Origin of the sequence: Pantoea sp. Ft-CA_14 (assembly GCF_024520875.1) — a bacterium.
Lineage (GTDB): Bacteria > Pseudomonadota > Gammaproteobacteria > Enterobacterales > Enterobacteriaceae > Pantoea > Pantoea agglomerans.
Map to the genome: position 1 here is coordinate 173,208 of NZ_JALNPM010000007.1, position 14,801 is coordinate 188,008.

The 14,801-nt window shown below is 56.5% G+C and carries 14 protein-coding genes; 8 read left to right on the plus strand and 6 right to left on the minus strand.

Annotated elements, in window-relative coordinates:
- The first annotated feature begins 242 nt into the window (after window positions 1-242).
- The 7 genes from dnaA to NR195_RS12980 all read left to right on the plus strand — a co-directional run bounded on the left by dnaA (window position 243) and on the right by NR195_RS12980 (window position 9,447).
- Window positions 243-1,658, plus strand: a complete 1,416-nt coding sequence (dnaA, locus tag NR195_RS12950) for a chromosomal replication initiator protein DnaA (protein WP_031591042.1) — start codon at window positions 243-245, stop codon at window positions 1,656-1,658.
- Window positions 1,659-1,662: 4 nt separating this feature from the next.
- Window positions 1,663-2,763 carry a DNA polymerase III subunit beta gene (gene dnaN, locus NR195_RS12955; RefSeq protein ID WP_010258930.1) on the plus strand — a complete coding sequence of 367 codons (1,101 nt, stop codon included), beginning with the start codon at window positions 1,663-1,665 and terminating at the stop codon, window positions 2,761-2,763.
- Between the two features lie 215 nt (window positions 2,764-2,978).
- Window positions 2,979-4,064 (plus strand): DNA replication/repair protein RecF, encoded by a 1,086-nt coding sequence (gene recF, locus NR195_RS12960; RefSeq protein WP_010258927.1) that lies wholly within the window; start codon window positions 2,979-2,981, stop codon window positions 4,062-4,064.
- A gap of 18 nt (window positions 4,065-4,082) precedes the next feature.
- Window positions 4,083-6,491, plus strand: coding sequence for a DNA topoisomerase (ATP-hydrolyzing) subunit B (gene gyrB / locus NR195_RS12965; RefSeq protein ID WP_010258926.1), 2,409 nt, complete (start codon window positions 4,083-4,085; stop codon window positions 6,489-6,491).
- 192 nt (window positions 6,492-6,683) lie between these two features.
- The gene (locus NR195_RS12970; protein WP_010258925.1) at window positions 6,684-7,163 is read left to right on the plus strand and encodes a YhcH/YjgK/YiaL family protein; all 480 of its coding nucleotides are present in this window, start codon (window positions 6,684-6,686) and stop codon (window positions 7,161-7,163) included.
- Window positions 7,164-7,262: 99 nt separating this feature from the next.
- Window positions 7,263-8,072: a sugar-phosphatase gene (gene yidA / locus NR195_RS12975; protein WP_010258924.1), complete on the plus strand. Its 810-nt coding sequence runs from the start codon at window positions 7,263-7,265 to the stop codon at window positions 8,070-8,072.
- A 115-nt stretch (window positions 8,073-8,187) separates the two neighbouring features.
- Complete coding sequence (locus NR195_RS12980; RefSeq protein ID WP_062759458.1) at window positions 8,188-9,447, plus strand: DUF3748 domain-containing protein; 1,260 nt, start codon at window positions 8,188-8,190, stop codon at window positions 9,445-9,447.
- Here the strand turns inward: NR195_RS12980 and NR195_RS12985 are convergent.
- Window positions 9,422-9,790 (minus strand): YceK/YidQ family lipoprotein, encoded by a 369-nt coding sequence (locus NR195_RS12985; protein ID WP_223564587.1) that lies wholly within the window; start codon window positions 9,788-9,790, stop codon window positions 9,422-9,424. The genes NR195_RS12980 and NR195_RS12985 overlap by 26 nt on opposite strands.
- 290 nt (window positions 9,791-10,080) lie before the next feature.
- On the opposite strand from NR195_RS12985, the gene ibpA reads away from it, so the two are divergent.
- Entirely contained in the window at window positions 10,081-10,497 is a 417-nt protein-coding gene (gene ibpA, locus NR195_RS12990; RefSeq protein ID WP_010258920.1) for a small heat shock chaperone IbpA, read from the plus strand.
- A 62-nt stretch (window positions 10,498-10,559) separates the two neighbouring features.
- Here the strand turns inward: ibpA and NR195_RS12995 are convergent, their stop codons facing one another.
- The 5 genes from NR195_RS12995 to NR195_RS13015 are packed head-to-tail and all read right to left on the minus strand — an operon-like array spanning window position 10,560 to window position 14,798.
- Window positions 10,560-11,471, minus strand: coding sequence for an EamA family transporter (locus NR195_RS12995; RefSeq protein ID WP_033773205.1), 912 nt, complete (start codon window positions 11,469-11,471; stop codon window positions 10,560-10,562).
- A gap of 21 nt (window positions 11,472-11,492) precedes the next feature.
- Window positions 11,493-11,993 (minus strand): YbaK/EbsC family protein, encoded by a 501-nt coding sequence (locus NR195_RS13000; protein ID WP_010258916.1) that lies wholly within the window; start codon window positions 11,991-11,993, stop codon window positions 11,493-11,495.
- Between the two features lie 29 nt (window positions 11,994-12,022).
- Complete coding sequence (locus NR195_RS13005) at window positions 12,023-12,823, minus strand: hypothetical protein (RefSeq protein WP_010671609.1); 801 nt, start codon at window positions 12,821-12,823, stop codon at window positions 12,023-12,025.
- A gap of 5 nt (window positions 12,824-12,828) precedes the next feature.
- Entirely contained in the window at window positions 12,829-13,536 is a 708-nt protein-coding gene (locus tag NR195_RS13010; protein ID WP_031591025.1) for a class II glutamine amidotransferase, read from the minus strand.
- Window positions 13,524-14,798, minus strand: coding sequence for an acetyl-CoA carboxylase biotin carboxylase subunit family protein (locus NR195_RS13015; protein WP_256844593.1), 1,275 nt, complete (start codon window positions 14,796-14,798; stop codon window positions 13,524-13,526). The genes NR195_RS13010 and NR195_RS13015 overlap by 13 nt, the downstream gene beginning before the upstream one ends.
- Window positions 14,799-14,801 lie beyond the last annotated feature (3 nt).

The window sequence follows — 14,801 nt, forward strand, 5'->3', positions numbered from 1 at the left end:
GCGTAAACTTCTTTGCGCGCCTCTGGCCTGTGGATAAAAAGGATCAAAACTGTGTAGAAAGGGAAGATCTCTGCCTCGCTTTGCGCTATGATCCGCCCTTCCGCTGACGATCCTCCGGTGATTGCAGGACGGAAAACCGCTGATAGCGGTCGCAGGCGCTTTCTTAGCGTCTGTGTCAAAAATGAACGTTTCTTAGAGTAACGCCTACTATTCTTTTCGAATTTGTACGAGTGGAGTCCGCCGTGTCACTTACGCTTTGGCAACAGTGTCTTGCCCGTTTGCAGGATGAGCTTCCTGCCACCGAATTCAGCATGTGGATCCGTCCACTACAGGCTGAGTTAAACGACAATACGCTTGCCTTGTATGCTCCAAATCGCTTCGTACTCGACTGGGTTCGGGACAAATACCTTAATAGTATCAATGCACTGCTGAATGAATTCTGCGGTCCAAACGTGCCCGCCCTGCGTTTTGAAGTGGGAACGCGCCCGGTTCAGCAGCAGGCGGCAGCGGTCAGCCAGCCCGTAATGGCCAGCGTCAGCGCGCCCGTGATGCCCGTACAGAGCCATATTCGTCCGGCCCCGACGCAGATTATGCGTCCCAGCTGGGATAATGTCCCGGCACCAGCCGACGTGACCTATCGCTCAAATGTGAACAACCGTCATAACTTCGATAACTTCGTCGAGGGTAAATCTAACCAGCTGGCGCGCGCGGCGGCACGTCAGGTGGCGGATAATCCAGGCGGCGCTTATAACCCGCTGTTTCTGTATGGCGGCACCGGTCTCGGTAAAACGCACCTGTTGCATGCGGTGGGCAACGGCATCATTGCCCGTAAACCCAATGCAAAAGTGGTTTATATGCACTCCGAGCGCTTCGTGCAGGACATGGTTAAAGCACTGCAGAACAATGCGATTGAAGAGTTCAAACGCTACTACCGTTCGGTAGATGCGCTGCTGATCGATGACATTCAGTTCTTTGCTAATAAAGAGCGATCGCAGGAAGAGTTCTTCCACACCTTTAATGCCTTATTAGAGGGCAACCAGCAGATCATCCTCACCTCGGATCGCTATCCAAAAGAGATCAACGGGGTGGAAGATCGTCTTAAATCACGTTTCGGCTGGGGTTTAACGGTGGCGATCGAGCCGCCTGAGCTGGAAACGCGTGTGGCGATCCTGATGAAAAAAGCGGATGAGAACGACATCCGTCTGCCTGGTGAAGTCGCCTTCTTTATTGCCAAGCGGTTACGCTCTAACGTGCGTGAGCTGGAAGGCGCGCTGAATCGCGTGATCGCCAATGCCAACTTTACTGGCCGGGCGATTACCATCGACTTCGTGCGCGAAGCGCTGCGCGATCTGCTGGCGCTGCAGGAAAAGCTGGTCACCATCGATAATATTCAGAAGACCGTGGCTGAGTACTACAAAATTAAGGTAGCGGATCTGCTTTCCAAGCGCCGTTCGCGCTCGGTGGCACGTCCGCGCCAGATGGCGATGGCGATGGCGAAAGAGTTAACCAACCATAGCTTGCCAGAAATTGGCGATGCTTTTGGGGGTCGTGACCATACAACGGTGCTTCATGCCTGCCGCAAGATTGAGCAGCTGCGTGAAGAGAGCCACGATATCAAAGAAGATTTCTCTAATCTCATCAGAACATTATCTTCCTGACGCTATGAAATTTATTGTTGAACGTGAGCAGTTGCTGAAGCCGCTGCAACAAGTAAGTGGTCCCCTGGGTGGTCGTCCGACGCTGCCGATCCTTGGAAACCTGCTGCTGCAGGTAACTGAAGGTTCGCTGTTGCTGACCGGTACCGATCTGGAAATGGAGATGGTCGCACGCGTGGCGCTGACTCAGGCACATGAGCCTGGATCCACCACCGTTCCGGCGCGTAAATTCCTCGATATCTGTCGCGGATTGCCGGATGGCGCAGAAATTACTCTGGCACTGGAAGGCGATCGCATGCTGGTGCGCTCTGGCCGCAGCCGTTTTTCGCTGTCGACCCTGCCCGCCAGTGACTTCCCAAATCTTGACGACTGGCAGAGTGAAGTTGAATTTACCCTGCCGCAGGCAACGCTGAAACGGCTGATTGAAGCGACCCAGTTTTCGATGGCGCATCAGGATGTGCGTTACTACCTCAACGGCATGATGTTTGAAACCGAAGGGGAAGAGCTGCGCACCGTGGCCACTGACGGTCACCGTCTGGCTGTCTGCTCCATGCCGATTGGTCAGGCGCTGCCGAGTCATTCGGTGATTGTGCCGCGCAAAGGCGTGATTGAACTGCTGCGTCTGCTGGATGGAGGCGATACTCCGCTGCAGGTTCAGATTGGCGGCAGCAATATCCGTGCGCATGTCGGCGACTACATCTTTACCTCTAAGCTGGTTGATGGTCGTTTCCCCGATTATCGTCGCGTATTGCCGAAGAATCCGGACAAAGCGCTGGAAGCGGGCTGCGATCTGCTCAAACAGGCCTTTGCCCGCGCCGCTATCCTCTCTAACGAGAAGTTCCGCGGTGTTCGCCTCTATATCACCGAAAATCAGCTGAAGATCACCGCCAATAACCCTGAACAGGAAGAAGCGGAAGAGATGCTGGATGTCAGCTACAACGGCACGGAACTGGAGATTGGCTTCAACGTCAGTTACGTGCTGGATGTGCTGAACGCGCTTAAGTGCGAAAACGTCCGTCTGCTGCTGACCGATTCAGTGTCGAGCGTGCAGATTGAGGATGTGGCGAGTCCGGCAGCGGCCTATGTCGTCATGCCCATGCGCTTGTAGAAGATATCGGCCTGGCTTACTTGCTACGTTGTGCCCCGGCAGTGCTCGCCATCCTCACGTACTTCAGTACGCTCCGGTGGCTGTGCGCTGGCGGGGCGCAACGTAGCTGCGACGCCGACGGCCTGGTGACTGAGGTATCGGGCAAACCTGCTTTGCCGTTGACGCCCTGGATCGCCAGGCCCAAAACTTTATTGCCCTTCACGCTGGACTGATTCATGGCTTTAACCCGCCTTCTTATCAAAGATTTTCGTAATATTGAGCAGGCTGATCTGCAGCTGGCACCCGGCTTTAATTTCCTGGTCGGCGCCAACGGCAGTGGTAAAACCAGCGTTTTAGAAGCGATTCATACTCTGGGGCATGGCCGTTCGTTTCGCAGCCTGCAGGCGGGACGCGTGATTCGTCACGACGAGGCGGCGTTTGTGCTGCACGGGCGTCTGGAAAACAAAGAGCGGGAAATTTCAGTCGGGCTGACCAAAAACCGTGCCGGTGACAGCAAAGTGCGCATTGATGGCAGCGATGGTCATAAGGTCGCGGAGCTGGCGCAGCTGTTGCCGATGCAGTTAATCACCCCTGAAGGCTTTAGTTTGCTGAATGGCGGCCCCAAATATCGCAGAGCCTATGTCGACTGGGGCTGCTTTCATAACACCCCCGGCTTTTTTAACGCCTGGAACAACATGCGCCGCCTGCTTAAACAGCGGAACGCGGCGCTGCGCCAGGTCTCACGCTACAGCCAGATTCGTCCCTGGGATCAGGAGCTGGTTCCGCTGGCTGAACAGATCAGCCAGTGGCGGGCGGAATACAGTGCGGCGATTTCCGCGGAAATCACCGCCACCTGTGGCCAGTTTCTGCCGGAATTTGAGCTGCGCTTCTCATTCCAGCGTGGCTGGGATAAAGAGAGCGATTACGCCGAACTGCTGGAACGTAACTTCGAGCGCGATCGCGCACTGACCTATACCGCCAGCGGCCCCCATAAAGCGGATTTTCGTATTCGGGCTGAAGGGACGCCGGTAGAAGATTTACTCTCACGCGGGCAGTTAAAACTGCTGATGTGTGCATTGCGTCTGGCACAGGGCGAGTTCCTGACAAGCCAGAGCGGACGCCGCTGTATTTACCTCATTGATGACTTTGCTTCTGAGCTGGATGAGAGCCGCCGACGCCTGTTGGCGGAACGGTTAAAAGCCACTCAGGCTCAGGTATTTGTCAGCGCAATTTCTGCCGGACATGTAATCGACATGACCGACGAAAAGGGCAAGATGTTCCGCGTGGAACAGGGTAAAATAGCGGTTCAACCTGAAGATTAAAATGAGCGAGAAACGTTGATGTCGAATTCTTATGACTCCTCAAGTATTAAAGTCCTGAAAGGACTTGATGCGGTACGCAAACGCCCGGGCATGTATATCGGCGATACCGATGACGGTACCGGTCTGCATCACATGGTATTCGAGGTCGTGGATAACGCAATCGACGAAGCGCTCGCTGGTCACTGTAGTGACATTGTGGTCACCATCCATGCCGATAACTCTGTATCGGTGCAGGATGATGGACGCGGCATTCCTACCGGTATTCACGAAGAAGAGGGCATCTCTGCCGCTGAAGTGATCATGACCGTGCTGCATGCTGGCGGTAAGTTCGATGATAACTCCTATAAAGTCTCCGGCGGCCTGCACGGCGTGGGCGTCTCCGTGGTTAACGCTCTGTCGCAGAAGCTGGAGCTGACCATTCGTCGTGAAGGCAAAGTGCATCAGCAGATTTACGTCCATGGCGTACCGCAGGCACCGCTGGCGGTGACGGGTGAGACCGACATTACCGGGACCCGTGTGCGTTTCTGGCCGAGCCACGAAACCTTTACCAACGTGCGCGATTTTGAGTATGACATCCTGGCGAAACGCCTGCGTGAACTCTCATTCCTGAACTCCGGCGTGTCGATTCGTCTGGATGATAAGCGTGATGGCAAAAGCGATCACTTCCACTATGAAGGCGGCATCCGGGCGTTTGTTGAGTACCTCAACAAAAACAAAACCCCGATTCACCCTACCGTGTTCTATTTCTCTACCGAGAAAGATGGCATTGGTGTGGAAGTGGCGCTGCAGTGGAATGACGGCTTCCAGGAAAATATCTACTGCTTTACCAACAACATCCCACAGCGCGACGGCGGTACACACCTCGCCGGTTTCCGTTCAGCGATGACCCGTACCCTGAATGCCTATATGGAAAAAGAGGGTTACAGCAAGAAGGCCAAAGTCAGCGCCACCGGTGATGATGCCCGTGAAGGTCTGATCGCTGTGGTTTCGGTGAAAGTGCCGGATCCTAAATTTTCCTCGCAGACCAAAGATAAACTGGTCTCCTCCGAGGTGAAAACAGCGGTTGAGCAGCAGATGAATGAGCTGCTGGCTGAATACCTGCTGGAAAATCCATCAGACGCCAAAATTGTAGTCGGCAAAATCATCGACGCCGCCCGTGCCCGTGAAGCGGCACGCCGCGCCCGTGAAATGACCCGCCGTAAAGGCGCGCTGGACCTGGCGGGTCTGCCAGGCAAACTGGCGGATTGCCAGGAGCGCGACCCGGCGCTGTCTGAAATCTACCTGGTGGAGGGTGACTCCGCAGGCGGCTCGGCCAAACAGGGCCGTAACCGTAAAAACCAGGCGATTCTGCCGCTGAAAGGTAAGATTCTTAACGTTGAGAAAGCGCGTTTCGACAAGATGCTCGCCTCCCAGGAAGTGGCCACGCTGATCACCGCGCTGGGCTGCGGTATTGGTCGCGACGAGTACAACCCGGACAAGCTGCGCTATCACAGCATCATCATCATGACCGATGCCGACGTCGATGGTTCGCACATCCGTACCCTGCTGCTGACCTTCTTCTATCGTCAGATGCCTGAAATCATTGAGCGCGGCCACGTTTATATCGCCCAGCCGCCACTCTACAAAGTGAAGAAAGGCAAGCAGGAGCAGTACATCAAAGATGACGAGGCGATGGATCAATACCAGATCGCTATCGCGCTTGATGGCGCGACGCTGCACACCAATGCCAGCGCGCCGGCGCTGGGCGGTGAGCCGCTGGAGACGCTGGTCACTGACTTCAACAGCACCCAGAAGATGATCAAGCGTATGGAGCGCCGTTATCCGATGGCCATGCTGCGTGCGATGATTTATCACGACACGCTGAGCGACCTGACCAGCGAAGCAGAGGTTACAACCTGGCTGAATGGTCTGGTGAGCTATCTGACTGAACGCGAAGCGCATGGCAGCACCTATCTGGCACAGGTGCGTGAAAACCGCGAATCAAACCTGTTCGAGCCGGTACTGCGCGTCCGTACCCACGGTGTAGATACTGACTATCCGCTGGATGCTGATTTCATTCAGGGTCCTGAGTATCGCAAAATCTGCGCCCTGGGAAGCAAACTACGTGGTCTGCTGGAAGAGGATGCTTACATCGAGCGTGGCGAGCGTCGTCAGCCAGTGGCAAGCTTCGAACAGGCGATTGAGTGGCTGATTAAAGAGTCGCGTCGCGGCCTCTCGGTCCAGCGCTACAAAGGTCTGGGCGAGATGAACCCGGAGCAGCTGTGGGAAACCACCATGGATCCAGACAGCCGTCGTATGCTGCGCGTTACCATTAAAGATGCGATTGGCGCTGATCAGTTGTTCACAACCCTGATGGGCGATGCGGTTGAACCGCGCCGCGCCTTCATCGAAGAAAATGCGCTGAAAGCCGCCAATATCGATATTTAACCGGCATCAGAGATGAAAGGCCATCACACAGGTGATGGCCTTTTTTTTGTGCCGTCCGGGCGGAAAACCCGCCAGGAGGTGCCTTCCTGCCCGCATGCTGCGATCCCGATCACGTTTTAACCCGGTCAGCTCCCTTACTCTTGCCCCTCTTTGCGCATTTACCGCGCACTATTCCACACAGGGAGTTACACCATGATTGTTTGCGATCGTCACGACTGGGACAGAGAACGTCACGCCTTTCATCCGGTAGTCGATCAGGCGATAAGCTGGATTGCCAGCACAGATTTCAGCCAGCTGGAAACCGGCAAATATGAGATCCTGCCCGACAACAAAATGTTCTGTCTGGTGCAGGAGATGATGACCGAACCGGCCAGCGCGCGTAAAGCGGAGTCCCACTTCAACTACATCGATATTCAGTATCTGCTGGCAGGCACCGAAAATATTGGCGTGGCCCGTGCCCATCCCGACCAGCACATCACCGAAGATTTTGCCCAGCAGCGAGACGTCGTTTTTTATCAGAAGATATTGAATGAGTCAGTGATTACGCTGATGCCCGGCATGTTCGCGCTCTTTTTCCCGCACGATATTCATCGTCCCTGCTGCGCCCCTGGCGAACCCGCAACAATCCGAAAAGCCGTGATTAAAATCCACCGCGATCTCTTTACCGCCTGAACCTGGCGATCAGCTGGCCGTTCTCGCCTGCCATGAAACTGGTCAATGTGCGCTGAATCGCGCTAGCATTGAACAAAACCCAGACGCTACGAGGACTCTATGGCTATTAAATTGATCGCTATCGACATGGATGGCACCCTGCTCAACCCGCAACATGAGATCACACCGGCGGTGAAATCCGCCCTGGATCGCGCCCGTCAGCAAGGGGTGTCGATTGTGCTGACCACCGGCCGGCCGTTTGTAGGTATCCAGCGCTATCTCATGGAACTGGATATGCAGACGCCCGGCCAGTACGCGATCAGCAACAACGGTGCGCTGGTTCATCAGGCCGAAGATGGTGAGTGCGTGGCGGAAGTGACGCTGACCTTTGACGACTACCTCTACATCGAGAACCTGGCACGTGAGCTTGGCGTACATTTCCAGGCATTCGACAAAACCCATCTCTATACCCCTAACAAAGACATCAGCGAATACACCATCCATGAAGCGAGCCTGACCGGCATTCCGGTGCGCTACCGCGCGGTGGAGGAGATGGATCGTGCCATGCGCTTCCCGAAACTGATGATGATCGACCGGCCCGCTCTTCTCGACGCGGCGATTGCCCGCCTGCCCGGGCATGCTCAGCAGACCTACACCATCCTGAAGAGCGCGCCTTATTACCTGGAAATCCTCGATCGTCGGGTGAATAAAGGCCAGGGCGTCAAAATGCTGGCTGAGAAGCTCGGCCTGAAGCAGGAAGAAGTAATGGCGATTGGCGATCAGGAGAATGACCTGGCGATGATCGAATACGCAGGAACGGGTGTCGCAATGGGGAATGCCATTGACTCTGTTAAGAAAATTGCTCAGTTCATCACCAAAACCAATATGGAAGATGGCGTCGCGCATGCCATCGAAGAGTTAGTGCTGTAACGGCCTGCTCTCTGCCGGGCCGCTTCGGCCCGGATCCCCTAACCCGGCAAAAATGCTGCACCGCAAAACAGAATCGCGTAATTTGTCGGGCAACTCTTTCTCCGTGGGTTTCATCATGTCAGAAAAACAGATCACCTTTGCTGCCCGTCAGCATCAGCTCACCAATATTAATGTCTGGACTGCCGACAGCCAGTGGCTGGCGTTTGACGTTCGTCCATCGGGCGCATCGTTTACCAGTCAGACCATTGAGCGGGTCAATGTGATGACCGGTGAGGTGGAGGTGCTCTATCAGGCCCGGCATGGTGCCCATGTTGGCGTCGTCACGGTCAGTCCCGACCTGCCACCGCGCTACGTCTGCATTCATGGCCCGGAACATCCCGATGCCAGCTGGCAGTATGACTTCCACCACCGGCGCGGGGTGATCGTTCAGAACGGTGCGGCGGTGAATCTGGATGCCTGCGATATCACGCCGCCGTTTACCCCTGGCGCGCTGCGTGGCGGCTCGCATGTACATGTCTTCAGCCCCGACGGTTCTCGCCTGAGCTTTACCTACAATGACCATGTGATGCACGAACTGGATAGCCGGCTCGATCTGCGCAACGTCGGCATCGCGGTGCCCCTTTGCGCTGTAACGCCTGAAAAGCAGCATCCGCGCGAATATGACGGCACCTTTTTTTGCCTGCTGGTGAGCCAGACGCATGCGGAACCGCTGCCAGGCAGTGACCAGATTAATCGTGCCTGTGAGGAGTGCTGGGTCGGTGAGCGTGGCTACCAGAAGCCGGACGGCAGCTGGCAGCGCTGGGCGATCGCCTTTATTGGCGACACGCTGACGGCGCAGGGTGAAAAACGGCCTGAAGTTTTTATTGTTGATCTGCCTGATGCGCTGGAGGATTACGCCCGCGCCGGAGAGATGCCGCTGGAGGGCAGCAGCCAGCAGTTACCTGCGCCACCGGCTGGCGTGCAGCAGCGTCGCCTGACGCACAGCCGTGGTGTGGCTCTGCAACCTCGCCACTGGCTGCGCGCCGCACCGGATGGCAGCCAGATAGCGTTTCTGATGGCGGATGCCGCAGAGGTGATCCAGCTCTGGACGGTCTCCCCCAACGGCGGCGAACCGCGTCAGATCACCCGACTCAGCCACAGCATTCAGTCCGCCTTTAGCTGGCATCCTGACGGCCAGGCGATCGCTTTTATCTGCGATAACAGCGTGATGCGATGTGACGTTGAGAGCGGCGCGTGTCAGCGTCTGACCCGCAGAACGGAAGAGGCGCCATCAGGTGACGCGGTGGTCTGGTCACCTGATGGTACACAGATTGCTTATATGCGTGAGGTGAATGGCTGGCGGCAACTCTTTACGGTTGCGGCAGTGACCGCATAGGAGGCATAGGCTGCGCCTGCGCCAGGCTTTCCTGCGTATGCGCCAGCCTTTCGCTCTGCAGGATGCGTTCACGTGGAGAGTCGAGAGATTTATCTTTGTCGCTGCGGTAGTAGTCCCACGGCAGCAGCAGCGTATCCAGCACGGCAGAGAAAGGAAGATCGATTAACGCCAGCGGCTTCAGCGCCCAGCTGGTATCACCATCGGACAGCATATCAGCGCTGGCACGGGTGCCTGGATAGTAGCCCTGACTCGCACCTGTGTGAGACATCACGCTGGAACAGCCGGTTGTTGCCATTGCGCAGCACACCACTCCAGCCAGAGGTAAGGTCTTCATCAATTTCATCATCATCATCCCTTCAGTCATGGCATAAGCCTGGCTGAGTTTGCTTGCCAGACAACGTCAACACTCTGGGGCGAAGTCCGTCTGGGTCTGGCAAAAGTAGTCCTGAGTGTATGCCATTTCCACAATTTGGCGAAAAAAATTGCATTTCACCCTCTTGAAAATGGTCTTGTGGCACCCATTTTTAGTTTACGGACGCACTCACCGTTGCCGCAAGGGACAGTGGGGTGCCGTATCCAGCCTGTCCAGTAGTGGAAGGTTGCCAAAACTTGCTGAAATTCAGGAGTCTTAATATGCGTAATTTTGATCTCACCCCACTTTATCGCTCTGCTATCGGTTTTGATCGCCTGTTTAACCTGCTCGAATCTAATCAGAATCAGAGCAATGGCGGCTATCCTCCCTATAACGTTGAACTGGTCGATGAAAATCACTATCGCATTACTATTGCGGTGGCCGGTTTTGCTCAGAGCGAACTGGATATCACGGCGCACGATAACGTGCTGATCGTGCGGGGTGCCCATCCTGAAGAGCAGACCGAGCGTAAATACCTGTATCAGGGTATCGCCGAGCGTAACTTCGAGCGTAAATTCCAGCTCGCCGACCACATTGTGGTGCGCGATGCCCGTCTCGAGAATGGTCTGCTGAGCATCGATCTTGAACGACTGGTGCCGGAAGAGGCGAAACCACGCCGTATTGAGATTCTGAAGTAACCATGACAAACGCCGCATTAGCGGCGTTTTTTTTGCCCTTATGTCTGAAGGCGGACTTGTCCTTACGGCTGCGTTCGCATCGCTAAACGCTGACCCAGCACGCCACCAAACACATTGACCAGCAGTCCCAGTATAATCACCACCGCACCCAGCATCTGCTGCCCGGAGAGATGCTCATCCAGCACCAGCGCGGCGGTAATAATCCCCACCACCGGCACCAGCAGCGACAGCGGCGCGACGCGCCAGGTTTCGTAGCGACTCAGCAGATTCCCCCAGATAGCGTAACCCACAATGGTGGCGACAAATGCCAGATAGAACAGCGCCAGCACGGTCTGCAGGCCGATATGCAGCAGGCTGTAAACGATGGCGGCCTGACCATCAAACAGCAGCGAACAGGCAAAGAAAGGAACGATCGGCACCAGCGCACTCCAGACCACCAGTGACATGATCGGCACGCTGCGGTTCCGCATAATAATCTTATTGGTGATATTACCCAGCCCCCATGAGAGCGCCGCCGACAGCGTCAGCATCATGGTGGTCAGCGTAATACCGGCGCTGGTCTGCCCTTCCATGCCTGCCGTTGCCAGCAAAAACATCCCCAGCGTAGCGATGATAATCCCGACGATATGATTCCAGCGCAGCTTCTCCGCCAGCAACAACGCGCCCAGCAACAGGGTAAAGAATGCCTGCGCCTGCAGCACCAGCGAGGCCAGACCGGCAGGCATGCCGAGCTTGATCGCCAGGAACAGAAAGGCGAACTGACCAAAACTGATGGTCATGCCATAAACCACCAGCCAGCGCAGCGGAATCGGCGGGCGACGCACAAAGAAAATGGCGGGAAAGGCGACCAGGGTAAAACGCAGCCCGGCGAGCAAAAAAGGCGGCATACCCTGCAGCCCCAGCTTGATCACCACAAAATTGACGCCCCACGCCACCACCACGCACAGCGCTAACAGCATATCTTTTACCGACATCAGAAACTCCTTGTCCTGCCGTCAGGCGGTGACCGCAATGGGGGTCGCGATATCGGCACAGCAGCCTTCACCCACGATGCGAAAATAATCATCTACAGCCAGCGCGATCGACTTATCCAGTTCGCCCGCGTTAAACCATAACGTTCCGACCTGTTGCAGCCGGGTATCCACCCGCAGCGCCAGCCGGTCATCAAAACTAAACGGCGGTACCGCGCCCATCACACAGCCCGTCAGCGCCTGCGCCAGCTCCGGAGCGGCGAAAGAGGATTTTTTGCCGCCGATGGCGCGCGCCGCACTTTTGAAATTGATCCGGCAGTCGCCCGGCACTATCGCCAGCAGCTGACGCGATGGCGCACCGTCCGGCATGCTGACCTCCAGCACCATCGCTTTGGCCGCCTGACCCAGCAGGTTACCGCGTATCTGGCTGATCTGTTCGGTCTGCCCTATCGCCTCATGTTCCACCACGCGATAGCTGGCCTGCTGCTGATCCAGCAGCGCAGTGATTTTTTCAAACGTCGTCATTCCCTTCTCCTGTTCTGGCACGACCCGGCTTAACTCCAGGCGATAGCGTGCTTCATTTTTTTATCGGTCAGCCCGAAAAAGAAACCCATGGTGATACGGGTATCGCCTTCGACCCGATCGATCTCATGATAAAACGCAGGATTAAACAGATAGATATCGCCACTGCGTGGTGAAAATTCGCAGATCTCGCTGTTTTCAATCACCCCACTGCGATAACCCAGCTCCCCGGCAGTTTTGAACTGCTCATCCTCCGGCGACCACTTTTTGTTGTAGATACGCAGTGCTCCGCCCGCGTTGCACTCCTGCAGGCAGACCACGCAGCTGAGCTGATGCAGGATTTGCGTCACCACTAGCGAAGTCTCTGCGGCGTCGCGCACGATATTGTCGTTATGCAGCGGGTTCGCGACGCCATTGGCATGAAAGCGCACGATAGAACCGGCATAGTCTCCACAACCCGGTTCGTGGGCGATGCGTAAACTTTCCAGCCGCAGCGCATGCTGAACCCAGCGGTAAATCTGTTCGCGCAGCGTATTCAGTGAGGGCGGCAACGCCGGCTGGATATCGCGCAGCTCGGTAAAATAGTTATCGGGAGCCGCAGTATGACGCGCCAGATAGGGGCCGAGCGTGGTCAGCGCGCCATTGGGATAGTGGGAGACACGGATCTTTTCCCGGCAGCTCTGCAGGTCAGTCACCACCGCTTCCCGCACCTCTGGCGTCAGGAAATTACGCAGCACCAGCAGCGGCACCCGTGCGGTGACGATGTCATCCAGCCAGGTCGATTCCACAAACATGTTGGGGTTAATCACGCGGAACTGATTGAAAATTGCCATGTTTATCACTCCCTAAACGGTATTTCATAGAGTTCATGATTGTTCATTCGCCGCCAGTTGCCAGCGCTGCCTGGTATTGCCACGGGTTCAGAGGCGATCAGCGTGCAACCATCCTGTTGCTGAAAATGCATCGTAAAATAGTCGGGCCAGGGCGTGTCGTGCGGATACCACTGCCATGCCCAGGCTTTGTCACGGGTGACGAAAATGGCATTGCCTGCGCTGCCGCCCGGCTCTACCTGCGCCATCTTTGCGCGCAGATAGTCGCGGGTGAAATCGGCGGGCGTGGTCTGATCCACCAGATAATGCAGATACTCTTCTGAATCGAAGCGCGATTCCGCCAGACCGAGCTGGCGGTAAATCGTCGGCAGAAAGCCGTTATGCATCATGTACCACTGATGTCCGGCGCTGTTGCGCCACAGCGGATGAGAAAACGCCAGTCCCTGATTTTTACTCAGCGTGGCGTGCCGCACATGCACCGCCAGAAACCGGCTGCGCAGGCGATCCACATCGATACCCGGCAGCGCTTCTGCGAACGCGCCGGTGCCGTGCAGGGTACGAATCTCGCCCTCTTCGAGCCACAGACAGCCCCAGCCGTTAGGGTGTGATTTGATCGGGCCATCGTGTTCGGCGCTTTCACCGCAGCTCATGGCGCGCGCCGCCTCCAGAATCTCTGCGCTGTCGAACCGGCCATGCGCCAGAATCATCCTGCACATACTTTATCTCTCCCGGCCGCCACCGGCTGCGCGGCAATCACCTGCTGAAAAGTGGTCATAATCGGCTCACGCGCTGTGGCCGTCAGGCTGAAAGTGGCCAGAATGCCCGCGTGACGCGTCAGGTCTGCATAGAGCGATGAGCGTGACGAAACCTGTAACGCAGGCAATCTGAGTGGCGGTAACAGCGCGCCCTGCTGATGCTGATCGATCCAGCGTTCGGCAGCCTGCAGCTGCGCCGGTTGCCGCAACCGCAGCTGGCCGACCGCACCGGGTGTGGTGAAGGCAAAGACGGGTAACGCGCCGCCCGCTTCTAACCGGAAGGTGACTTCCGCCCAGTTGATGCCGGTCGCCTCATGCACCAGCGTCGCCACGCCCATGCCAGAGAGCCGGAACCCCATCTCCAGGAAATGCGGCACGCCGTTGACCACAATAAAATCGATATGAAATGCACCCTGACGGTAGCCAAAGGTTTCGCAACAGAATGTCATCAGGCTGCTGAACGACGCTGGCAGGGCCGCTGCCGCCATCGCCACATGCCCCGACTCATAAAAGCTGACGCAGCCCTCAGCATCCCGGTGCTGCTCAATCACCTTCTGGCAGCAGGTCAGCGCCTGGGGATGTCCCTGATGCACCACGCCCTGCAACGAAAACTCATCGCCGATCAGCGCGCTTTCCACAATAAAGCCGCTGAAGCCGCGTCCGCCGTAGTTCATGGTCTGTACCAGCTGTTTCACTACGCTATGCAGCTGATCGGCATGCTCAATCAGCCAGATGCCCAGGCCGCCGCCGCCATCCACCGGCTTCACGACGCAGGGATAGATCAGCGCCTGTCCGGCATCCAGAATGCTGAGCGGCGAGGCGAAAAAGCGGAACTCCGGCTGCGGGAAGCGCGGCCAGGCTTTTTTCAGCGCCATGCGCTGCGCATATTTATCCAGCGGAATAAAGGCAGCGGGCGCATCCGGCCCGGCCAGCATCTCGCGCAGTCGTCCGGCGCTGGCGTTGTAGGCTTCAAAGCCCGCCAGCACCACCAGCGGATGCGCCAGTAAACCGGCGTGCAGATAGGCCTGCATCACCTCCCAGGGATTCTCGGGGCGATCGAGGCGAATGATCAGATCAAATGGCAGAGCCAGGCTTAACGACTGGTAATCGACGAAATCACCCATTTCAGCCAGCACGGTAAAATAGCCGTCGCGCTTCGCCACCGCGCAGTAAGGATTTTGCCCGTCGCGGGTGGCGCCAATTTGCAGAAAAATCTTTTTCATCGC